21 protein-coding genes and 1 riboswitch are annotated in these 20,230 nt (G+C 74.5%); of the genes, 5 read left to right on the top strand and 16 right to left on the bottom strand.

All coding sequences use genetic code 11. The features are described from left to right. The first annotated feature begins 105 nt into the window (after nt 1–105). A complete protein-coding gene (locus tag AC4OR8_RS16750) occupies nt 106–843 on the top strand; it encodes an Ig-like domain-containing protein (RefSeq protein WP_492166729.1) in 738 nt (245 codons plus the stop codon). 65 nt (nt 844–908) lie between these two features. Here the strand turns inward: AC4OR8_RS16750 and gcvP are convergent, their stop codons facing one another. The 12 genes from gcvP to AC4OR8_RS16810 all read right to left on the bottom strand — a co-directional run bounded on the left by gcvP (nt 909) and on the right by AC4OR8_RS16810 (nt 13,019). Beyond that, nucleotides 909–3,782: an aminomethyl-transferring glycine dehydrogenase gene (gcvP, locus tag AC4OR8_RS16755; RefSeq protein WP_492166730.1), complete on the bottom strand. Its 2,874-nt coding sequence runs from the start codon at nt 3,780–3,782 to the stop codon at nt 909–911. A gap of 75 nt (nt 3,783–3,857) precedes the next feature. Then, a riboswitch (glycine riboswitch) is annotated at nt 3,858–3,962 on the bottom strand. Nucleotides 3,963–4,066: 104 nt separating this feature from the next. Then, on the bottom strand, nt 4,067–4,615 hold the full coding sequence (locus tag AC4OR8_RS16760; RefSeq protein WP_492166803.1) for a MerR family transcriptional regulator: 549 nt from the start codon (nt 4,613–4,615) through the stop codon (nt 4,067–4,069). A 248-nt stretch (nt 4,616–4,863) separates the two neighbouring features. Next, nucleotides 4,864–5,334 carry a bifunctional nuclease family protein gene (locus tag AC4OR8_RS16765; protein WP_492166731.1) on the bottom strand — a complete coding sequence of 157 codons (471 nt, stop codon included), beginning with the start codon at nt 5,332–5,334 and terminating at the stop codon, nt 4,864–4,866. 437 nt (nt 5,335–5,771) lie between these two features. Continuing rightward, on the bottom strand, nt 5,772–6,515 hold the full coding sequence (ftsR, locus tag AC4OR8_RS16770) for a transcriptional regulator FtsR (protein ID WP_492166732.1): 744 nt from the start codon (nt 6,513–6,515) through the stop codon (nt 5,772–5,774). Between the two features lie 4 nt (nt 6,516–6,519). Continuing rightward, complete coding sequence (locus tag AC4OR8_RS16775; RefSeq protein ID WP_492166733.1) at nt 6,520–7,050, bottom strand: zinc-ribbon and FHA domain-containing protein; 531 nt, start codon at nt 7,048–7,050, stop codon at nt 6,520–6,522. A gap of 156 nt (nt 7,051–7,206) precedes the next feature. Continuing rightward, the gene (gene gcvH / locus AC4OR8_RS16780; protein WP_492166734.1) at nt 7,207–7,593 is read right to left on the bottom strand and encodes a glycine cleavage system protein GcvH; all 387 of its coding nucleotides are present in this window, start codon (nt 7,591–7,593) and stop codon (nt 7,207–7,209) included. A gap of 34 nt (nt 7,594–7,627) precedes the next feature. Continuing rightward, entirely contained in the window at nt 7,628–8,443 is an 816-nt protein-coding gene (locus AC4OR8_RS16785; RefSeq protein WP_492166735.1) for a DUF881 domain-containing protein, read from the bottom strand. Nucleotides 8,444–8,450: 7 nt separating this feature from the next. Beyond that, the gene (locus AC4OR8_RS16790; RefSeq protein ID WP_492166736.1) at nt 8,451–8,783 is read right to left on the bottom strand and encodes a small basic family protein; all 333 of its coding nucleotides are present in this window, start codon (nt 8,781–8,783) and stop codon (nt 8,451–8,453) included. Further along, complete coding sequence (locus AC4OR8_RS16795) at nt 8,780–9,712, bottom strand: DUF881 domain-containing protein (protein WP_492166737.1); 933 nt, start codon at nt 9,710–9,712, stop codon at nt 8,780–8,782. The genes AC4OR8_RS16790 and AC4OR8_RS16795 overlap by 4 nt, the downstream gene beginning before the upstream one ends. Then, the gene (clsA, locus tag AC4OR8_RS16800; protein WP_492166738.1) at nt 9,705–10,304 is read right to left on the bottom strand and encodes a cardiolipin synthase ClsA; all 600 of its coding nucleotides are present in this window, start codon (nt 10,302–10,304) and stop codon (nt 9,705–9,707) included. The genes AC4OR8_RS16795 and clsA overlap by 8 nt, the downstream gene beginning before the upstream one ends. Before the next feature lie 139 nt (nt 10,305–10,443). Then, entirely contained in the window at nt 10,444–11,532 is a 1,089-nt protein-coding gene (locus AC4OR8_RS16805) for a hemolysin family protein (protein ID WP_492166739.1), read from the bottom strand. Then, nucleotides 11,529–13,019, bottom strand: a complete 1,491-nt coding sequence (locus tag AC4OR8_RS16810; RefSeq protein ID WP_492166740.1) for a hemolysin family protein — start codon at nt 13,017–13,019, stop codon at nt 11,529–11,531. The genes AC4OR8_RS16805 and AC4OR8_RS16810 overlap by 4 nt, the downstream gene beginning before the upstream one ends. Before the next feature lie 463 nt (nt 13,020–13,482). Between AC4OR8_RS16810 and AC4OR8_RS16815 the strand changes: the two genes are divergently transcribed. Both AC4OR8_RS16815 and AC4OR8_RS16820 read left to right on the top strand, forming a co-directional pair. Continuing rightward, complete coding sequence (locus tag AC4OR8_RS16815) at nt 13,483–15,072, top strand: DUF1800 domain-containing protein (RefSeq protein WP_492166741.1); 1,590 nt, start codon at nt 13,483–13,485, stop codon at nt 15,070–15,072. A gap of 11 nt (nt 15,073–15,083) precedes the next feature. Beyond that, nucleotides 15,084–16,355 carry a DUF1501 domain-containing protein gene (locus AC4OR8_RS16820; protein WP_492166742.1) on the top strand — a complete coding sequence of 424 codons (1,272 nt, stop codon included), beginning with the start codon at nt 15,084–15,086 and terminating at the stop codon, nt 16,353–16,355. Nucleotides 16,356–16,377: 22 nt separating this feature from the next. Here the strand turns inward: AC4OR8_RS16820 and AC4OR8_RS16825 are convergent, their stop codons facing one another. Both AC4OR8_RS16825 and AC4OR8_RS16830 read right to left on the bottom strand, forming a co-directional pair. After that, on the bottom strand, nt 16,378–17,232 hold the full coding sequence (locus AC4OR8_RS16825; RefSeq protein ID WP_492166743.1) for an NAD(P)-dependent oxidoreductase: 855 nt from the start codon (nt 17,230–17,232) through the stop codon (nt 16,378–16,380). Between the two features lie 9 nt (nt 17,233–17,241). Further along, nucleotides 17,242–18,015, bottom strand: coding sequence for a spermidine synthase (locus AC4OR8_RS16830; RefSeq protein WP_492166744.1), 774 nt, complete (start codon nt 18,013–18,015; stop codon nt 17,242–17,244). 45 nt (nt 18,016–18,060) lie between these two features. On the opposite strand from AC4OR8_RS16830, the gene AC4OR8_RS16835 reads away from it, so the two are divergent. Together AC4OR8_RS16835 and AC4OR8_RS16840 are read left to right on the top strand one after the other, a co-directional pair. After that, on the top strand, nt 18,061–18,210 hold the full coding sequence (locus tag AC4OR8_RS16835; RefSeq protein ID WP_492166745.1) for a hypothetical protein: 150 nt from the start codon (nt 18,061–18,063) through the stop codon (nt 18,208–18,210). 54 nt (nt 18,211–18,264) lie between these two features. Next, the gene (locus tag AC4OR8_RS16840; protein ID WP_492166746.1) at nt 18,265–18,600 is read left to right on the top strand and encodes a putative quinol monooxygenase; all 336 of its coding nucleotides are present in this window, start codon (nt 18,265–18,267) and stop codon (nt 18,598–18,600) included. Nucleotides 18,601–18,620: 20 nt separating this feature from the next. On the opposite strand, the gene AC4OR8_RS16845 is transcribed toward AC4OR8_RS16840, so the two are convergent. Then, entirely contained in the window at nt 18,621–19,043 is a 423-nt protein-coding gene (locus AC4OR8_RS16845; RefSeq protein WP_492166747.1) for a hypothetical protein, read from the bottom strand. 283 nt (nt 19,044–19,326) lie between these two features. Further along, complete coding sequence (locus AC4OR8_RS16850; protein WP_492166748.1) at nt 19,327–20,178, bottom strand: alpha/beta fold hydrolase; 852 nt, start codon at nt 20,176–20,178, stop codon at nt 19,327–19,329. Between the last annotated feature and the right edge of the window lie 52 nt (nt 20,179–20,230).

Genomic DNA, 20,230 nt, shown 5'->3' on the forward strand with positions numbered 1-20,230 from the left:
CGCTCCGGTGACGATCGGGTCACGACCGGTCGGTCGGACCCCGGGGCCCCCCGTCCCGCTTTACCTTGAGCCTGCCGCTCACCGGGAGCGGCGAGGAAGGGACAGATGACCACCGCCACCCCGGGCCGCCGACGCGCCGCCCTGACCGCCACCCTCACCGCACTGCTGGGCGCGGCGCTCCTGGGTCCCGCCACCGGGTCGGCCTCCGCCGCCGACGGCGAGACCTCCCCGCCCGTCGCGGTCGACGACGCGTTCACGCTGTACCACGGCCAGTCGAAGCGGCTGGACGTGCTGGCCAACGACTCCGACCCGCAGGGCGCCGAGCTCAGCGTGTGCAAGGTCAAGGCCGACGCGCTCCCCGAGGGCTTCCAGGTGCAGTTCGAGGACGGCGACGTCTACCTGGAGAGCTGGTTCTTCATGAGCGACGACTCCTCGGTCTCCGAGCTGTCGTTCACCTACTACGCCTGCAACGACGAGTTCCTCACCCCCGCCACCGTCACCGTCACGCTGGTCGAGCCCGAGCCGATCAAGGTCACCAAGCTCGACCGCCCGGGCCGACTCAAGTTCACCAACCCCAACGACTTCCGGGTCGTGGCCTTCTACGGCAGCTTCGAGAGGGGCGGCCCCGACGGCCGCGCCAAGATGCAGGCCGGGACCTCCGACGTGGTGACGGTGACCACCCGTCGCGTCGACTGGGTCGCCTACTCCCCGTCCCGCAACATCTACGTCGGCGACGGCACCGTGCGGGGCATCGACCTGCCCCGCGGCGACCGCGCCGGCCGCGTGGCCACCGAGGTCACCATGCCCGCGCCGGCGGCCCGCCAGTGGGCCGCACTCGGCTGAGCCACCCGCACCGACGACGAGGCCCGGCACCCCACGAAGGGGTGCCGGGCCTCGTCGCGTCCCGCTCACTCGGCGAAGGCCTCCAGCGGCGGGCACGAGCACTGCAGGTTGCGGTCGCCGTACGCCTGGTCGATGCGACCCACCGGCGGCCAGTACTTGTCGGGGTCGACGCCGGTGGGGAACACCGCCAGCTCGCGGGAGTACGGGCGGTCCCAGTCACCGACCAGCACTCGCGAGGTGTGGGGGGCACCGCGCAGCGGTGACTCCTCCGGGGTCCACTCCCCCGCCGCCACCCGGTCGATCTCGGCACGGATGGCGATCATCGCGTCGCAGAACCGGTCGATCTCGGCCAGGTCCTCCGACTCCGTCGGCTCGACCATCAGCGTGCCGGCCACCGGGAACGACATCGTCGGTGCGTGGAAGCCGTAGTCGACGAGCCGCTTGGCGACGTCGTCCACGGTGACGCCGGTGTCCTTGGTCAGCCCGCGCACGTCGAGGATGCACTCGTGGGCCACCAGGTCGCTGTGGCCGCGGTAGAGCACCGGGAAGTGCTCGCCGAGGCGCGCGGCGACGTAGTTGGCCGACAGCACCGCCGACGCCGTGGCGCGGGTGAGGCCCTCGGCACCCATCATCCGCACGTAGGCCCAGGAGATGGGCAGGATGCCGGCCGAGCCGTACGGCGCCGCGCTGATCGGGCCGATGCCGGAGCGCTTGGCCTCCTCGGGGTGCAGCGCGTGGGAGGGCAGGTACGGCGCGAGGTGGGCGCGCACCGCCACCGGGCCGACACCGGGACCGCCGCCGCCGTGGGGGATGCAGAAGGTCTTGTGCAGGTTCAGGTGCGACACGTCGCCGCCGAACTCTCCGGGCTTGGCGTACCCGAGCAGGGCGTTCAGGTTGGCGCCGTCGACGTACACCTGGCCGCCGTGGGCGTGCACCACCTCGCACAGCTCGGTGATGCTCTCCTCGTAGGCGCCGTGGGTCGAGGGGTAGGTCACCATGATCGCGGCGAGGTCGTCGGCGTGCTCGGCACAGGCCGCGCGCAGGTCGTCGAGGTCCACGCCACCGTCGTCGGCGGCCTTCACCACGACCACGCGCATGCCGGCCATCACCGCGGAGGCGGCGTTCGTGCCGTGCGCCGAGCTCGGGATGAGGCACACGTCGCGGCCGGTGTCGCCGTTGGCGTGGTGGTAGCCGCGGATCGCGAGCAGGCCCGCGAGCTCGCCCTGCGACCCGGCGTTCGGCTGGATCGAGACGGTGTCGTAGCCGGTGACCTCGGCCAGCCAGCCCTCGAGCTGGTCGACGAGACGGCGGTAGCCGACGGCGTCCTCGGCCGGTGCGAACGGGTGCAGGTCGGCGAAGCCGGGCAGCGAGACCGGCTCCATCTCCGTGGTGGCGTTGAGCTTCATCGTGCACGAGCCCAGCGGGATCATCCCCCGGTCGAGGGCGTAGTCGCGCGCGGAGAGCCGGCGCAGGTAGCGCAGCATCTGCGTCTCGCTGCGGTGGGCCGAGAACACCTCGTGGGTCAGGTACGGCGTCTCGCGGCGCAGCGCCGCCGGCAGGGCGTCGTCGGTCGCGGCGTCGAGGGCGTCGAGGTCGGCGGAGACCCCGAACGCGTCGAGCACCCGGTCGACGGTGGCGCGGGTGGTGCACTCCGAGGTGGACACCCCCACGGTGTCGGCGTCGACCAGGCGCAGCTGCAGGCCGAGCACGCGGGCGTCGTGCACGACCTGCGCCGCACGGCCCGGCGCGGAGACGGCCAGGGTGTCGAAGAAGTCCTCGTGGGCCACCTCGACCCCGCCCTCGCGCAGCCCGCGCGCCAGCACGGCGGCGTAGCGGTGGGTGCGGGTGGCGATCGCGCGCAGCCCCTCGGGGCCGTGGTAGACGGCGTACATGGACGCCACGACGGCCAGCAGCACCTGCGCGGTGCAGATGTTCGACGTGGCCTTGTCGCGGCGGATGTGCTGCTCGCGGGTCTGCAGCGCCAGCCGGTAGGCCGGGCGGCCCTCGGCGTCGACGGAGACCCCCACCAGGCGGCCGGGCAGGTGGCGCTCGAGGCCCTTGGCCACCGACATGTAGCCGGCGTGCGGGCCGCCGTAGAACAGCGGGACGCCGAAGCGCTGCGACGACCCGACCACCACGTCGGCGCCCATCGAGCCGGGCGACTCCAGCAGCGTCAGCGCCAGCAGGTCGGCGGCGACCACGGCGAGGCCCCCGCGGGCGTGGGCGGCCTCGATCAGGGGGCGCGGGTCGCGCACGCGGCCCGACGCGCCGGGGTACTGCACCAGCACCCCGCTCACCGGCTCGTCGGCTCCGGGCAGCCCGTCGTCGAGGTCGGCCACGACGACCTCGAGGCCCATCGCCTCGGCGCGGGTGCGCACGACGTCGATGGTCTGCGGCAGCGCGTCGGCGTCCACGACGAACGGTCCCGACGCCTTGCGGTTGCCGCGGCGCACCAGCGTCATCGCCTCGGCCGCGGCGGTGCCCTCGTCGAGCAGGGAGGCGTTGGCGGTGGGCAGGCCGGTGAGGTCGCCCACCACGGTCTGGAAGTTGATCAGCGCCTCGAGGCGGCCCTGCGAGATCTCGGGCTGGTACGGCGTGTAGGCGGTGTACCAGCTGGGGTCCTCCAGCACGTTGCGCCGGATCACCGCCGGGGTCAGCGTGGCGTGGTAGCCCAGGCCGATCATCGACTCCCCGGGCCGGTTGGCCCCGGCCAGCTCGCGCAGCTCGCGCGCGGCGGCGTCCTCGCTGACCGGCGCGGGCAGGTCGAGCTCGCCCGCGCTGCGGATCCCGCCGGGCACGGCCGCGGTCATCAGGTCGTCGAGGGAGGCGAACCCGAGGCGGTCGAGCATCGTGGCGACGTCGTCGGGACGCAGCCCGACGTGCCGGTCGACGAACGGCAGGGCGGCGTCGAGCTCGGTGAGGCGGGGGTGGTCTGACACGTGGCGGCTCCTCGGGGCGGTGGTCGTCCGGGCGCCTCCCCCTCTGTCGGGGCGTCGTCGCACCTCCAGAGTTGCCTCATCCGCACGGTCCGGGCGCCTGAGAGGTTCCGGGGAGGAATTGCCCCTTCGGCGCTCCGCGCCGCCTCGAGGGCGCCGCGGAGACTCTCCCGTGCGGGATAGTCAGCGTCCTCAATCTAGCGGGTCGCCCCTCGGGCAGCACAACGGCCCGCCACCGGTGGGTGGCGGGCCGTGGGCGTCGTACGTCGAGCAGGTGGGGTGGCGCGTCAGCCGATCTTGCGGGCCGCGCGGCGCGCGGCGAGCTCGTCGGCGGCCGAGGGCGCCTCCGACTCGTCGGCGGTGCGCTCGCTCGGCAGCTGGGCCAGCGTGCCCTCGATCTCGCGCCACACGCCGCCGATCGCGATGCCGAACACGCCCTGGCCACCCTGGAGCAGGTCGATGACCTCGTCGTTGCTGGTGCACTCGTAGACCGAGGCACCGTCGCTCATCAGCGTCACGCGGGTCAGGTCGTCGGTGCCGCGCTCGCGCAGGTGCTGGACGGCGGTGCGGATCTGCTGCAGCGAGATGCCGGCGTCGAGCAGTCGCTTGATCACCTTGAGGATCAGGATGTCGCGGAAGGAGTAGAGGCGCTGCGAGCCCGACCCCTTGGCCCCGCGCACGGTGGGCTCGACCAGGCCGGTACGGGCCCAGTAGTCGAGCTGGCGGTAGGTGATGCCGGCGGCGTTGCACGCCGTCGGGCCCCGGTAACCGGTGTCGCTGGGCAGCGGCGAGACGTCGTCGGTGAAGAGCAGCCCCTGCTCCTCGGCAGCCCCCATGGCGATCTCGGTCGCGTGGGCGGCGTCGGTGCCGTCGATCTTCTCGTGCTCGTTCACACGGTCCTCCGGGGTCTACTCCGAGTGCAGGCAACCCCTGGGAAGCCGGCGAGGTCGGATGCCCGAGGGCGACGACACCGGTGGAGTTACAACGGAGACAGTTCAAGGTAGGGCGGCCGCCCACCCCCGTCAAAGACGTCCGGCGGCGTGTCGGCAACCCTCAACCTCTACCTGAGGGTGAAGCTGGGGCGCTACTGGCCGGCTTCGAAGTCCTCGGGGGTGACGTGGTCGAGGAACTCGCGGAACTTCTCGACCTCGTCCTCCTGCTCGGCCGGCACGGCCAGGCCGGCCTCGTCGAGCACCTCCTCGGCGCAGACGATGCGCGAGCCGGTGCGCAGGGCGAGCGCGATGGAGTCGGAGGGGCGCGCACTGACCTCGGTGCCGGACCCGAGCACCAGGGTGGCGTAGAAGACGCCGTCCTTGACCTCGGTGATGCGCACCTCGGTGAGCTCGTTGCCGGTTGCGGTGAGCACGTCCTTGAGCAGGTCGTGGGTCAGCGGGCGTGGCGGGGTCACCCCCTGCTGGGCGAAGGCGATCGCCGTCGCCTCCACTGCTCCGATCCAGATCGGGAGGTATCGCTCCCCCGTCACCTCGCGCAGCAGGACGATCGGCTGGTTCGAGGGCATCTCGACCCGGACTCCCATGACATCGACTTCGCGCACACCCCAGACCCTACTCCCGCCCCCCGACGTGCCCTCGGACTCGCCCGGGGTCAGGTCTCAGCACTGGCTGCGAAGGTCTCGACACGAGCGCTGGCGCGCCCTGCTCGACCGACGAGGGCGACGGCATCCCCCGGCCACCCGGCTACCCCGCGCCATCGGTGGTCGAGTGCCGAGGAGCGCCAGCGACGAGGTGTGTCGAGACCCTCCGCGGTGCGCTGGGACCCCCACACAGGTCTCAGCACAGGCTGCGGAGGTCTCGATACGAGCGCTGGCGCGCCCTGCTCGACCAACGAGGGACGGCGTCCGCGGGGCACCCTGCTCGACCGAGGGGCCCGCGCCATCGGTGGTCGAGTGCCGAGGAGCGCCAGCGACGAGGTGTGTCGAGACCACGCGAGGTGCGCACACCCCGCTGGGGTCAGGTGCCGGCACCGGGCGGGTCAGCGCGCGAGGCCGGCCTTGACCAGGGTGGCGTGGAGCCGCACGGAGAGGGCGGCGATCTCGGCCGCGGCGTGCTCGGCGCGGGCGGAGGCGGCGGCGTCGCGGCTGCGTCGCATCGGGGAGACGACCTGCTCGACGAGCCCCACCTCGCGGTCGGCGGCTGCCCGGAAGCCGCGCAGGTGGCGCGGCTCGATGCCGAAGTCGGCCAGCTCACGAGCCGTGCGGGCCACCACCAGGGCGTCGGTGTCGTAGAGACCGGTGCCGGTGCGGGCCACCACGAGGCCGAACTGCTCGAGCTGGCCGAGGAGCTCCTCGGAGATCTCGGCGACCTTCAGCAGCTCGCGCCGCGAGAGCCGCAGGTTGTCCTGGCGGCGGAACGACTCGGGGCTGGGCAGGCCGTCGGGGGCCAGGGCCACCCGCGGCACCGTCGGCACGACGGCGTCGATGGGCGGCGGCTCGAGGCCGCGGTCGATGGCGTCCAGGTGCTCGCCGATCACCTTGAGCGGCAAGTAGTGGTCGCGCTGCATCCGCAGCACGTAGCGCAGCCGCTCCAGGTCCCCGGGGGAGAACTTGCGGTAGCCGGCCGGCGTCCGCTCGGGCTTGATCAGCCCCTTGTCCTCCAGGAACCGGATCTTGGGGATGGTGACGCCGGGGAAGTCCTCGCGCAGGTGGTCGAGGACCTCACCGATGTTCATCCGGGCCCGCGGGCCCCCGGAGGCGGCGGGCCCGGCGGTGGTGGCCACCGGCTCAGCCGCCCTCGTGACCGGCGAAGAACACCAGGCGGTACTTGCCGATCTGGACCTCGTCACCGTCCTTGAGCAGCACGTGGTCGATGCGGTCGCGGTTGACGTAGGTGCCGTTGAGGCTGCCGGCGTCGCCGACGGTGAACGACGCGCCCTCGCGGTTGAACTCCGCGTGGCGGCGCGACACCGTCACGTCGTCGAGGAAGATCTCGCTCTCGGGGTGGCGACCGGCGTAGACCACGTCGCTGTCGAGCAGGAAGCGGCTGCCCGAGCCGGGACCACGCTGCACGACGAGCAGCGCGTGGCCCGAGGGCAGCGCGTCGACGGCGGCGGCGTCCACCGGGTTGAGCTGGCGGTCGGACGTCTCGACGCGAGCGTCACCGACACTGATCTGGATCGTGGCCGTCGACTCCCCCACGGGCTCCGACGAGGCGGGAGCGGCGAGGTCGTCGGCCGAGACCAGACGGGTGCCGCACTGGGCGCAGAACCTGGCGTCGTCGGGGTTCTGCCGACCACACGCGGTGCAGAACGGCATCTCTTCTCCTCCGGCTGTCACGGTCAGGTCGTCGGCGGTCCGCCGGGTCGACCAACCCTCAAGGCGACCCTGAGGGTGAGTGTTGCCCCGAACCTACCAGCCGGCGGACGCCGGGCGGCGCGGGTCGGGCGGGTCAGGTCCTGGGCAGGTCTTGGGTCAGGAGTCGAGGGTGGCGGTGTATCCGACGGCGTCCATCAGCTCGTCGAGCTGGGTGGGGTCGCTCGGCACGACCTCGAACAGCCAGCCCCCGGAGTACGGGTCGTTGTTGACCAGCTCGGGAGTGGCGTCGAGGCTGTCGTTGCGCGCCACGACCTCGCCGCTGACGGGGGCGTAGATGTCGCTGACCGACTTGGTCGACTCCAGCTCGCCACAGGTGCTGCCGGCCTCGAGGGTGTCGCCCACCTCGGGCAGCGAGACGTACACGATGTCGCCGAGGGCGTCCTGGGCGAAGTCGGTGATGCCGACGCGCACGGAGCCGTCGTGCTCTCCGGGACGGCGCAGCCACTCGTGCTCGGAGGTGTAGAGCAGGTCGTCGGGGTACACGCGGGGGTTCTCCTCCGGTCGGGGTCAGGGAAGGCTACTGGGCGGCGTCGGGTGCGGCGTACCCCGGCTCCGACGCGGTGCGGACGCTCTCGATGTCGAGGGAGGCCAGCTCGGTCACCTCGACGTCGGCGGTGGGCTCCTCGGCCGCCACCCGCGGCCGCTCGAAGAACGACGCCGCGTTGGCCAGGGTGGCGGGGTCGCCGATCGCGTCGACGACGTACGGCGCCTCGAGCAGCGTGCCGTCGACGACCATGCCGCCGACGGCGTCGGTGAACGAGCTCTGCGCCACCACCCGCACCTGCCCGTTGAGCTGGACGGCCTCCGCGGAGGCGGTGCGCAGCTCCTGGACCAGGTCGACCAGGGTCTGGGCGTCGACGGTGCCGTTGACCTCGGCGATGGTGATGCGCACACCCGGCCCGGTCACCGGCACCGTGCCGGTCAGCACCGCGAGGGTGTCGGCCTCGGCGCGGGCCTGCGCCAGCGCGGCGGCCTCGGCGGAGGTGTCGGACTCCAGGCGGGCGCGGGTGCGCTCGAGGCGCTGCACCTCGGAGGCGGCGCGCTGGGTGGCGCCCGACAGCCCGCTCAGCACGTCGACGAGGTCCTGCTCGCCGTAGCCGGCGAGGCTGTCGTCGACCTGGTTGCTGCGCACCTCGGTCACCGCGGCGAAGCCGACCACCGCCAGCAGCACCGCCACGACCACCTGGCTGCGCGCCGGCGTGCGCAGCGCCCGCAGCAACCGGTCGCGGCCCGACGCCGGGTCGGGACGACCCGGGCGCAGCGCGGACGGCGGCGCGGTCGGCGGCGCGGTCGGCGGCTCGGACGGCGGCTCGGGGCGCGGGGAGTCGGTCACCGCGGCCTCAGGCGTGGAACAGGTGGCGGCGGATGGCCGCGACGTTGGAGAAGATCCGGATGCCGAGCACGACGATCACGCCGGTGGAGAGCTGCCCGCCGACGCCCAGCTTGTCGCCGAGGTAGACGATCGCGGCGGCGATGACGACGTTCGACAGGAACGACACCACGAAGACCTTGTCGTCGAAGATGCCGTCGAGGTAGGCGCGCAGCCCGCCGAAGACCGCGTCGAGGGCCGCCACCACCGCGATCGGCAGGTAGGGCTCGAGCGAGAGCGGCACGTCGGGCTGGAAGACCAGGCCGAGCGCGATGCCCAGGAGGAGGCCGAGCGCTGCGATCACGGGGGCGTCACCTCTCCTGTCATCGAGCCCGCCACGGGCTCCACGCTGCGCAGGGCACGCAGGGTGGCGGCCGGCAGCGTCAACGTGTCGACGTCCTGCCGCTCCAGACCGAAACCGTACTGTGCCGCGATCTGGGCGAAGAGGGCGCCCGACGCCGTGTCGGCCAGGTCTGCCTGGAGGGTGCGCGCGCTGCCGATGGCCGACACCACGAACGGCGAGCGCAGGTCGTTGCCGTTGAGGCGGATCACGTCGCCCGACAGCGCGATCGACGACAGCGGCGTCAGCCGCCTGCCGTTGATCGCCACCGCCTCGGCGCCGGCCAGCCACAGCCCGTTGACCAGGAGCCGCAGGTCGCCGTCCTGCACGATCGTGGCGCCGGAGGCGGGGTCGGAGACGGTGATCCGCACCCCCTCGCCCCGCACCGCGGCGTAACCGTTGCGCACCTGCAGCCGGCGCAGCCGCGACTCCTCGGCCACCCGGCGGGCGATCAGGTCGTCGAGCTGCTCGTCGTCGGCGGCGTTGCCGGCGGCGAGCTCGCTGGTGCGGTCCTGCTGGGCGGCCAGCCCCGCCCGCGCGTCGACGACCCGCTCCACGAGCGTGCCCCGTCCGGCGCGGTCGGCGGCGGCGTTGCGGGAGGTCTGCAGGGCCGCGGTCGTCACCAGGACGCCGAACAGCACCAGCACCACCGCGGCGACCCGGTGGCGGCGCCACTGCTCGCGGACGGTGACCGGCGCGGGGTGCGGCTGCCCCGCCACCTCGCGCTCACGGCGCTCGATCGCACGACGCTCGGCGACGTGGAGGTAGTCCTCGTCGAGCGACTGCTGGGTGATCAGGGTGAGCAGCGGCATGGTGACCCGACCGGGCAGCGGCTGCGCCGGCGTCGGTGCCGGTGCCGGCGTCGGGCGGGGGACGTCGCGGGGCTCAGGCACGTGCCGAGGTCCGCCGTTCGGTGGTGGCCAGCAGGGTGCGCACCTGCCAGGCGTAGAGCACGCCCGCCCACCAGTAGAGCCCGATGCCCCAGAGGGCGAACGCCCAGCCGAACACCTGCGACAAGGTGGCCACCACGCCCTCGCCGTCACCGAGGAGCAGCAGCGGGAAGGCGTAGAGCAGGTTGAACGTGGCGGCCTTGCCGAGGAAGTGCACCGGCAGCGCGCTGTAGCCGCGGGTGCGCAGCAACGGAACCAGGCCCCACATCAGCGCGTCGCGCAGGGGCAGTGACACCGCCACCCACCACGGGATCACGTCGCGCAGGGCGAGCCCGACCACCACCGCGAGGATGTAGAGGCGGTCGGCTACAGGGTCGAGGACCTCCCCGACCACCGAGGTCTGGCCCCAGCGGCGGGCGAGCCAGCCGTCGAGCCAGTCGGTGACGCCGGAGGCCATGAGCAGGGCCAGCGCCCAGCCGTCGGCCTCCGGGCCGAGCACCAGCCACAGGAACACCGGGACCCCGGCCAGCCGTACGGCGCTGAGCAGGTTCGGCACCGTCCACACGACGTGGCGGGGCGTCGGGTCGTCGGACACTGCTCGCCTTCTCGTCTGCGGGTCGGGTGGTCGTCCAGCAGCGGCCCGAGCCGCCGGCGACGGCGAGGGGCTCACGCCCCGGCCGCTGGCGCAGCCACCCTAACGGCCCCGGGTCCCTGCGGGCCGGAACCGCACCGGGCTAGGCCTCGGGGGCGCCTGCCGCGGCGGTGTCGGCCGGGTCGAGGTGCGGGGCGTCGAGGTGGGCCGCGTCGCGGATCTCGCCGATCAGCTCCTCGATCACGTCCTCCAGGGTGGCCACGCCGAGGGTCACCCCCTCGCGGTCGACGACGCGGGCCATGTGGGCCCCGCGGCGCTGCAGCTGCTCGAGCGCGTCGTGCAGGGCGTCGTCGGGCGTCACCGGGGCGAACGGGCGCACCCACTTGTCGTCGATGGGGCGCTCGCGACGCTCCTCGTCGGGCTCCAGCACGTCCTTGATGTGCAGGTAGCCGACGAGCTCGCCGTCGTCCTCGACGGGAAAGCGGCTGTAGCCGGTGGACGCGCACAGCGCCTCGACGTCGGCCGGGGTGGAGCCGCGGCTCACGGTGGCCAGGCCGCCCGGCGCCATCAGCACCGAGGCCACCGTCTTCTCGGTGAACCCCAGCGCGCCGGCGAGCCGGTCGTACTCGTCGGCCTCGATCAGGCCCTCGCCGTGCGACTCCTCCACCAGGGCGGCGACCTCCTCGCGGGTGTACGCCGAGCTGATCTCGTCCTTCGGCTCGACCCGCAGCAGCCGCAGCGTGCCGTTGGCCGCCGCGTTGAGCAGCACGATCACCGGGCGCAGCACCGTCACGACGCCGAGCATCGGCGGGCCGAGCAGCAGCGCGGCACGGTCGGGCCCGGCGATCGCGATGTTCTTCGGCACCATCTCGCCGAGCACCACGTGGAGGAACACCACGACGGCCAGCGCGACGACGAACGCCACGGGGTGCAGGAACGCCTCCGAGACGCCCGCGGCCTCGAACAGCGGCTCGATCAGGTGGGCGACGGCCGGCTCGCCGACCGCGCCGAGGCCGACGGAGCAGATGGTGATGCCGAGCTGGGCACCGGCCATCATCAGCGACACGTTCTCCATCGCCCGCAGGGTGGTCTTCGCCACCCGCGACCCGGCCAGGGCGGCGGGCTCGATCTGGCTGCGGCGCGCGGAGACCAGGGCGAACTCCGCACCCACGAAGAACGCGTTGAAGGCCAGCAGCGCGACGGCCACCAGCAGCGCGGTGAGGTCGCTCATCGGGTGCCTCCCTCGGTGCGCACGTCAGCACGGGCGCCGGGGCGTACGTCGGACCGGCCCGCGGTCGCGCCGGAGGTCACGGCGGTCGCACCGGTGAGCCGTCGCGGCTCGGCGGGCACCGGGGACGCGGCGCCCGCTGCCGGGTCCTGGTCGTCGCCGCCGAGGAGCCGCAGAGAGAGCCGGTCGATGCGCAGCCCGTCCATGTGCTCGACGGTGAGCACCGCGAGCTGCTCGCGCGGCTCGTCGGGGTCGCTGTCGTCGGGCACGGCCACCTCGGCCATGTCGCCGGTCTGCGGCACCCGGCCCAGGACCCGCAGCACCAGGCCCGCGATCGTGTCGTAGTCCTCGTTCTCGGGCAGCGCGATGCCGGTGAGGTCCTCGACCTCGTCGGGGCGCAGCAGCCCCGACAGCGTCCAGCTGCCGTCGCGCCGCAGCCGGCCGCGGGCGCCGAGGCGGTCGTGCTCGTCGGCGATGTCACCGACGATCTCCTCGATCACGTCCTCGAGCGTCACGATGCCGGCGTGCCCGCCGTACTCGTCGAGGACGACGGCCATCTGGAAGCCGTCCTCGCGCAGCAGGGCCAGCAGCGGGTCGAGGCGCAGGGAGTCGGGCACCAGGATCGGGCGCACCATCAGGTGCTTCACCTTCGTGGTGGCCCGCTCGTGCACCGGCAGGGCCACGGCGTGCTTGACGTGCACGGTGCCGACGACCATGTCGTCGGCGTCGAGCACCGGGAAGCGGGAGTGGCCCGAGGAGCGGGTGAGGTCGATGACGGCGTGGGCGCGGTCGTTGCCCTCCAGCGACAGGGTGCGCACCCGCGGCGTCATGATCTCGCCGGCGGTGCGGGTGCCGAACTCCACCGACCGCTCCATGAGCTCGGCGGTGTCGGCGTCGAGGGTGCCCTCGGTGGCCGAGCGCTGGATCAGCGAGGCCAGCTCGTTGGAGCTGCGGGCCGAGCGGAGCTCCTCCTGCGGCTCGATGCCGAGGCGGCGCACCAGCGCGTTGGCGGAGCCGTTGAGGAAGCGGATCGGGACCCGGTTGACCGAGGTGAACAGGCGCATCAGGCGCTGGGTGGCACGCGCGGTCTCGACGGGCAGCGCGATCGCCAGGTTCTTCGGCACCAGCTCACCGAAGAGCATCGTCAGCACCGTGCTGATCACCAGGCCGAGCGCGAGCGCCAGCGGGCTCACCGCGCCGTCCGGCACGCCCGCGGCGCCCAGCGGCTCCTCGATGAGGTCGGAGATCGCGGGCTCGGCGAGGTAGCCGATGCCGAGGTTGGTCAGCGTGATGCCGACCTGGGCGCCCGACAGGTGGGTCGACAGCGAGCGCAGGGCCGTCTGCACGCCCCGCGCACCGGCGTCGCCCTCGGCGGCGGCCTGGTCGATCTTGTTGCGGTCGACCGTCACCAGCGCGAACTCCGCGGCGACGAACACCCCGCAGGCGGCCACCAGCAGCAGCGCCGCCAGGAGCAGGAGCAGGGCGGTCACGGGCGCTCTCCGTCGCGAGGACGACGGGGGCCGCGGCAGGCGGCGGTGCGTCGTGGGGCGAGGGAGAGCGGGCGACTTCTGGAGCCGTCCATCGAGGCGCTCAGTGTCCTTCGGGTCGAGGTGACGGGCAGCCCGGGCCGAGCCCGGTGGAGTAGTGCGAGTGTAGCGGCAGACCCCGCCACGGGCCGCGTCGCCGATCGGCGGGCCGGGGTGGCCCACCTGGGCCATGGCGCCGCAGACGCGCGGGGGCCTCGGACGTCCCGGTCGCCGACCTACGCTGCGGGTGCGCCGCCCGGGGCCATGGGGCTCGTCCGGGCGGCGCGACCGTGCTCCGGCGCCTCCCCCGCGCCGGCTCCCCCCACCCCGCCCCTGCACCCCCTTGCACCCCCCTGAACGCCCCTGAACGCCTGCGCTCCCCCGCGCACCCCGCCGCCCCCGCGGCCCACCCCTGGAGCGACCCCCCGTGCCCGACGTCCCCCCTCCCGCGTCCCGGCGCGCCCTGCTGCGCGGCGCCGCCACCGCCGGTGCTGCCGGCGCCGCGACGCTCGCCACCACCGCGGCCGCCCCGGCCGCGCACGCCGCGCCGTCCTACCAGCCGGCCCGCTTCCGCGGCGGCACCCCGCTGCTCCCGGCCGCCCAGCGCCACCTCGTCTCTCGCTTCTCCTACGGCGTGACACCGGGGCTGGCCCGGGCGGTGCGTGACGCCGGCGGCGCGCAGGCGTGGTTCGCCCAGCAGCTCGACCCCGGCGCCGTGCCCGACGGGGCCGGCGCCTACCGCGGCTGGTGGCCCAGCCTGGAGCGCGCGCCGCTCGACCTGTGGCAGCGCAGCGTCGCCGAGGTCGAGGGCGGCTGGGAGGTGATGGCCGACTACCAGCGGTGGGTGCTCGTGCGCCGCATGCACACCCGGCGCCAGCTGCACGAGGTGATGACGGAGTTCTGGGAGAACCACCTCCACGTGCCCGTCGACGGCGACGCCGTGTTCACCTGGCGCGTCGACTACGGCGACACCCTGCGCCGCCACGCGCTGGGGCGCTTCGAGGACCTGCTGCAGGCCGCGGTGACCCACCCGGCCATGCTGCTCTACCTCGACGCCGCCACCTCGACCGCCGTACGCCCCAACGAGAATCTCGGGCGCGAGCTGCTCGAGCTGCACACCGTGGGCCGCGGCGCGTTCGACGAGGGCGACGTCAAGGACTCCGCGCGCATCCTGACCGGCTGGTGGGTCGACATGTGGCGCACCTGGGCGGCCACCTACGAGACCCGCCACCACGCCACCGGGCCGGTGTCGGTGATGGGCTTCAGCCACCCCAACGCCGAGCGCGACGGGCGCGCGGTGACCACCGCCTACCTGCGCCACCTCGCCCACCACCCCGCCACCGCCCGGCGGCTGGCCCGCAAGCTCGCGGTGAAGTTCGTCGGCGACGAGCCGTCCACGGCCCTGGTCGAGCAGCTGGCGCAGGTCTACCTCGACGCCGGCACCGCGATCACCCCGGTGCTGCAGGCGCTGGTGGCGTCGCCGGAGTTCGCCGCGGCGCGCGGCGCCAAGGTGCGCGACCCCGGCGAGGACGTCGTGGCGACGTACCGCGCCCTGGGCGTGCGCCTGGCCGAGCCGCCGCAGGGCGGGGCCGGGGACTCGTGGGGCGCCAACGCCGTGCTGTGGCAGAGCGCCAACCTCGGCAGCACGCCCCACTCCTGGCCGCGACCCGACGGCGCCCCGCTCGACAACGCCTCGTGGTCGTCGCCGTCGCGGGTCGTGGCCTCCTTCGGCCTGCACTACTCGATGAGCGGGCGGTGGTGGCCCCGCGACGGCGTGCGCTACCGCACCCCGCGCCAGTGGCTGCCGCGCCGCCGCCTGCGCTTCGACGAGCTGGTCGACCACCTCGCCCAGCAGCTGCTCGGCACCCGCTCCACCTCCGCGCTCCTGCAGGCCTGCTGCGAGGCCACCGGGTGCACGCCCGGCGAGCGCATCCACGCCGACCACGGCCTCGTGAAGTGGTCGTTCCAGCGGCTGCTCACCACCTTCCTCGACTCCCCCACGCACATGACCCGGTGACGGTGACCCCCATGAGCAACACCCTGACCCCCACCGGCGCCGTGAGCGGTGCCGCCTGCTGCGACGAGTACGCCGGCCTGAGCCGACGCGGACTGCTGCGCGGCCTGGCCCTGGCCGGGGCCACCACGATGGTCGGCTCGGCCGTCGTCACGGCCTCTCCCGCACGCGCCGCGAGCGCCGACGCCGTGCTGGTGGTGCTGTCGCTGCGCGGCGCCGCCGACGGCATGTCGCTGGTCGTGCCGCACGGCGACCCCGTCTACTACCAGGCCCGCCCGCGCATCGCCGTGCCCGCCGAGCGCCTGCTGGTGCCCGACGCGATGTTCGGCCTGCACCCCGAGCTGGCCCCCCTCGTGCCGCTGTGGAGCGCCGGTCGCCTCGCCGCCGTGCACGCCACCGGCCTGCCGGTGGCCAACCGCTCCCACTTCGCGGCGATGGAGGAGGTCGAGGACGCCGACCCGGGCTCCGCGACCCGGGTGGGCTGGCTCAACCGCCTCGTCGACACCGGCGCCGACCCGTCGCCGCTGCGGGGACTGCAGGTCGGCCAGGGCGTCGTGCCCACCTCGCTCTACGGCCCCCACGCGGTCTTCGCCGCGCAGGACATCGACGCGGTGGAGATCCCCGGCGCCGACGAGCACGACACCGGCGGCGGGCGGCCGCGGTCGCTGCGCACGCTGTGGGACGGCGACACCGGCCCCCTCGGGCGCGGTGTGCGCGCCACGTTCGACTCGGTCGCCGGCTTCGCCCCCGTGCGCGCGGCCGCCGCGCGGCCCGCTCGCTACCCCGCCACCGACCTGGGCCGGGCGATGGCCGACGTCGCGCGGGTCGTGCGCGGCGACGTCGGGGTGGAGGTGGTCACCGTCGACCAGGGCGACTGGGACATGCACACCGACCTCGGCACGCTGGCGAACGGCGACCTGCGCCGCAACGCCGCCGACCTCGCCGGGTCGGTCGCGGCGTTCTTCGACGACCTCGGCGGCTTCGCCGACAAGGTGACGCTGGTGACCGTCAGCGAGTTCGGGCGGCGCGTGGTGGAGAACAGCAACCACGGCCTCGACCACGGCTACGGCAACGTCATGCTCGTCGCCGGGGCCGGCGTGCGCGGCGGGCGTCACTACGGCACCTGGCCGGGGCTCAGCAACACCAGCGACGCCGACCTGCTCGTCACCACCGACTACCGCCAGGTGCTCGGCGAGGTCGTCGCCACCCGCTTCCCCTCCGCCGGGGTGGGCAGCGTCTTCCCGGGGCTGTCCTACGCGCCGGTGGGGTGCATGCGGGCCGGCTGAGCGCCGCGCTGCCCAGCTCGGCTCAGTGCTCGGCGTACGTCGCCGCCATGTCCTGCTCGCCGTGGCCGGCGTCGACGGCGCGCGCGAGGTGCTCCCTCACCCCGGGCACCAGCGCCAGGTCGACGCCCGCGCCACGGGCGGCCTCGAGCACCAGGTCGGCGTCCTTGAGCGCACCGGACAGCGCGAACGACGGGTCGAAGGAGCCGGCCAGCATCGCGGCCCCCTTGACCTGCACGTAGGGCGCGTCGACGGCGCTGCCGGCGACCGCCTCGAGGAACAGGGCCGGGTCGAGGCCCAGCTCGCGGGTCAGGGCCAGGGAGTCGGCGATCCCCTCCAGCACCGTGAGCACCCACGCGTTGGCCGCCATCTTCAGCCGCGACCCCGCACCGGCCGCGCCCAGCCACAGCGTGCGGCTGCCGACGGCGTCCAGCACCGGGGCCACCCGCTCCTGCGCGCCGTCGGGCCCGGAGGCCAGCACGACGAGGGTGCCCTGCTCGGCAGGCCCGCGGGTGCCGAGCACCGGCGCGTCGACCAGGGTCACCCCCAGCTCGGCGGCGACCGCCACCAGCCGGTCGGACCCCTCCACGCCGACGGTGCTCTGCTGCAGCCACACCGCGCCCTCGCGCAGCCCCGGCGCGGCCTCGCGCAGCACCTGCTCCACGCTGGCGGCGTCGTAGAGCATCGTCAGCACGACGTCGGTCCCGCGCACGGCGTCGACGACGCTGTCGTGCACCTGCGCGACGTCGGCGAGCGGCCGGGCCCGCTCGGGCGTGCGGTTCCACACGTGGGTGGTCAGCCCGGCCGCGGCGACGTTGCGTGCCATGGCCGCGCCCATCGTCCCGGTCCCGAGCACGCTGACGGTCGGTGAGTCGCTCATGCCCCGACGCTAGCCCTCGGGGTCGGTGAGGGGGGTGCCGCCGCCGAAGGAGCTGTCGACCCGCACGGGGTCGAGCACCTGGTACGGCGCGGCCGAACGGGTGGCCCGCTCGCGCAGCGCGGCGTCGTCCACGGGCGTCCGCCCGGCCACCACCAGGAGGTTGCCGGGGCGCCGGCCGCGCAGCGTCGGCGGCTCGGCACTGACGACCGCGTGGGGCAGGTGCCGGCGCAGCCCGGCGAGCACGTCGCGGGTGTGGGCGAAGGGCGCGGCGTCGCTGAGGTTGAGCAGGGCCAGGCCGTCGGGCGCGAGCGCGCGGGCCACCAGCGCGAACGCCTCGGTGGTCACCAGGTCGGGCGGCACCGTCCCCTCGGCGTACGCGTCGAGCACGAGCAGGTCGGCGGCGCCCTCGCGCAGGTCGCCCAGCCCGGTGCGCCCGTCGACGGCGCGCACCTTGATGCCGCTGCGGCGCGGCAGCGGCAGCCGCTCGCGCACCAGCGCGGTGAGCGCCTCGTCGGGCTCGAGCACCACCTGGCTCGAGCGCGGGCGGGTCGCCGCGACGTAGCGGGGCAGCGTCAGCCCGGCGCCGCCCACGTGCACCACCCGCAGCGGGGCCCCCGGCTCGCCGTACCCGTCGACGACGTCACCGATGCGGCGCACGTAGTCGAAGTCGAGGCGCGTGGGGTCGGCCAGGTCGACCGCCGACTGGTCGCGACCACCCACCCGCACGACCCACGCGTCGGCACGCCCGGCCGCCACCAGCTCGACGTGCTCCGGCTCCCCCACGCCGCCACGGTAGGTGCCGCCACCGGACCCGGCTATCGTGGGTGCATGGGAATCATGAAGAAGATGGGCAGCCTCGGCGTCGCGAAGATGGTCTACACCGAGGCCCGCAAGCCGGAGAACCAGGCGAAGGTCAAGGCCGCCGCCGCCAAGGTGCAGGCCAAGGTGGCCGAGCGCCGGCAGTCGAAGCCCCGCTGACCTGACCTGCCGACCCCGCCCCTGACAGCGACCCCGCCTGCCCGAGGAGCCACGTTGATCTTCATCACTGCGAAGTTCCAGGTGCTCCCCGAGCACGCCGACGCCTGGCCGGAGATCTCGCGGCCGTTCACCGAGGCCACCCGCGCCGAGGACGGCTGCCTGTGGTTCGAGTGGTCGCGCAGCCTGGACGACGCCGACGAGTACGTGCTGGTGGAGGCCTTCCGCGACGGCGACGCCGGTGGGGCCCACGTGGGTTCCGATCACTTCCGACAGGCCCAGGCCGACCTGCCGGCCTACCTCGCCGCGACTCCCCGCATCGTCAGCCTCGAGGCGCCCGGCACCGACTGGTCGGCGCTGGGCGAGATGGCCGTGGAGCGCCCCGGCGACTGACGCCGGCCCGCAGGGCGGGCTCAGAGGTGGTCGGGCACGACCAGCGCGTCGGGGTCCTGCCGCACCGGCATCGCCCCCACCGCCAGCCTGGTCAGCTGGACGGCGCTCGCCACCAGCCGCGCCCGACGGCGCTGCGGCAGCCGGTCCCACGCGCCGGGACGGCGGTGCTCCATCACGCTGCGGGTCGCGCCCTCGGCGGCCCGTGCGTACTCGTCGTCGCTGAACTCGGGACGCGACCCCACCGTCGGTCGCTCCGGCAGCGCCGTCAGCACCGGCAGCACGACGTCACCGGCCGCCACCTTCGCGCGGTAACTCTTCTCCCGCGGCAGCCGAGACCAGGCGCCCTCCAGGTCACCGCGGGACCACGGCGGACGCGTCGTCGACCACAGCCGTCGGGCCACGGCGTCGACGGCCACGGTCATCTCGTGCTCGGTGAAGCGCATGGCCCCAGTCTCACCCATGGGCGGGCCGAGCCGCGCCCCGACGTCGGCGGGGGCTCACACCCCCCGGGGGCGTGGCCCCGGGGGGTGCGGCGTGCCACCTGCTCCCCCCGGGAGCGGGAACGCTCAGGGGCAACGGGCAGCCCTGGGTCCACCCGGAACCGGGTGAGGAGTCACCCGCCAGGAGTGAGCCGTCAGGGCGCGCCCAGGTAAGCACCCCTCCTGCCCCACCCGCCAGGGGGCTCGCCGGATCCCGTCCTTCGGGGTGACCCCGGGGTGGACGCCGTCACGCTCCGGCGCGCACCCGGTGGAGCACCGCGGCCGCGACGTCGTCGGGCCGCTCGTCGGGGGTCCAGTGCGAGGCGCCGAGGAGGGGCACGAAGCGGTAGTCGCCGATGACGTGGTCACCGCAGGCGTGCGCCGCGGCCGGCGCGGTGGCCTGGTCGTCGTCACCCCACACGAACGTCGTCGGCACGCTCACCGGGGCCATCGCCGCCAGCTCCCGCCCCATCGCGCGGTACCAGCCCAGCGCCGGGGTGAGCGCGCCGTCGCGCATCAGCTCGACGTAGGCCGCCACGTCGGCAGGGTCGACGCGACCGGCGTACAGCGCGCGCAGCCGGCGGGCGTCGTCGGCAAGCAGCAGCTCCTCGGCCTCGCCGGGACGCCGGAAGACCCGCAGGTACGCCGAGAGCCGCTGCTGCTCGGGGTCGTCGGCCAGGGCGGCGCCGAAGGCCGCGAGGTGGGGTATGGACAGCGCGGTGAGGCTCAGCACCCGGTCGGGGTGGGCGGCGGCCAGGGCCCACGCCACGGTGGCGCCCCAGTCGTGCCCGACGAGGTGGAACCGGTCGTGGCCCAGCGCGTCGGCGACGCCCAGGACGTCGTCGACGAGGTGGGTGACGGCGTAGTCGCCCACCTCGCCCGGCCGGGCGCCCGGGGAGTAGCCGCGCTGGTCGGGGGCCACCAGGCGCAGCCCGTGGCCGTCGAGGCGGGCCGCCACCGCCTCCCAGCTGCGCGCGGACTGGGGGAAGCCGTGCAGCAGCACGACGGGCGTGCCGTCGGCGGGGCCGTGCTGCGCGACGTCGAAGACGAGCTCGCCGAGCGTGACCTGGGTGCGCTCGGGCGGGGAGGCGGTGTCCACCGGGCCAGCATCGCAGAGCACCGGACGCGGGGGCAGTGGTGGGAACGGGTGC

The sequence above is a fragment of the Nocardioides sp. FY1077 genome (assembly GCF_058681775.1).

What these genes read in the sequence shown, in the direction of transcription:
- AC4OR8_RS16805 (WP_492166739.1), bottom strand. Translation starts at nt 11,532, where the DNA reads ATGAGCGACCTCACCGCGCTGCTGGTGGCCGTCGCGCTGCTGGCCTTC.
- AC4OR8_RS16835 (WP_492166745.1), top strand. Translation starts at nt 18,061, where the DNA reads ATGGGAATCATGAAGAAGATGGGCAGCCTCGGCGTCGCGAAGATGGTC.
- AC4OR8_RS16775 (WP_492166733.1), bottom strand. Translation starts at nt 7,050, where the DNA reads ATGCCGTTCTGCACCGCGTGTGGTCGGCAGAACCCCGACGACGCCAGG.
- AC4OR8_RS16845 (WP_492166747.1), bottom strand. Translation starts at nt 19,043, where the DNA reads ATGCGCTTCACCGAGCACGAGATGACCGTGGCCGTCGACGCCGTGGCC.
- AC4OR8_RS16825 (WP_492166743.1), bottom strand. Translation starts at nt 17,232, where the DNA reads ATGAGCGACTCACCGACCGTCAGCGTGCTCGGGACCGGGACGATGGGC.
- AC4OR8_RS16760 (WP_492166803.1), bottom strand. Translation starts at nt 4,615, where the DNA reads ATGGGGGCTGCCGAGGAGCAGGGGCTGCTCTTCACCGACGACGTCTCG.
- AC4OR8_RS16820 (WP_492166742.1), top strand. Translation starts at nt 15,084, where the DNA reads ATGAGCAACACCCTGACCCCCACCGGCGCCGTGAGCGGTGCCGCCTGC.
- AC4OR8_RS16750 (WP_492166729.1), top strand. Translation starts at nt 106, where the DNA reads ATGACCACCGCCACCCCGGGCCGCCGACGCGCCGCCCTGACCGCCACC.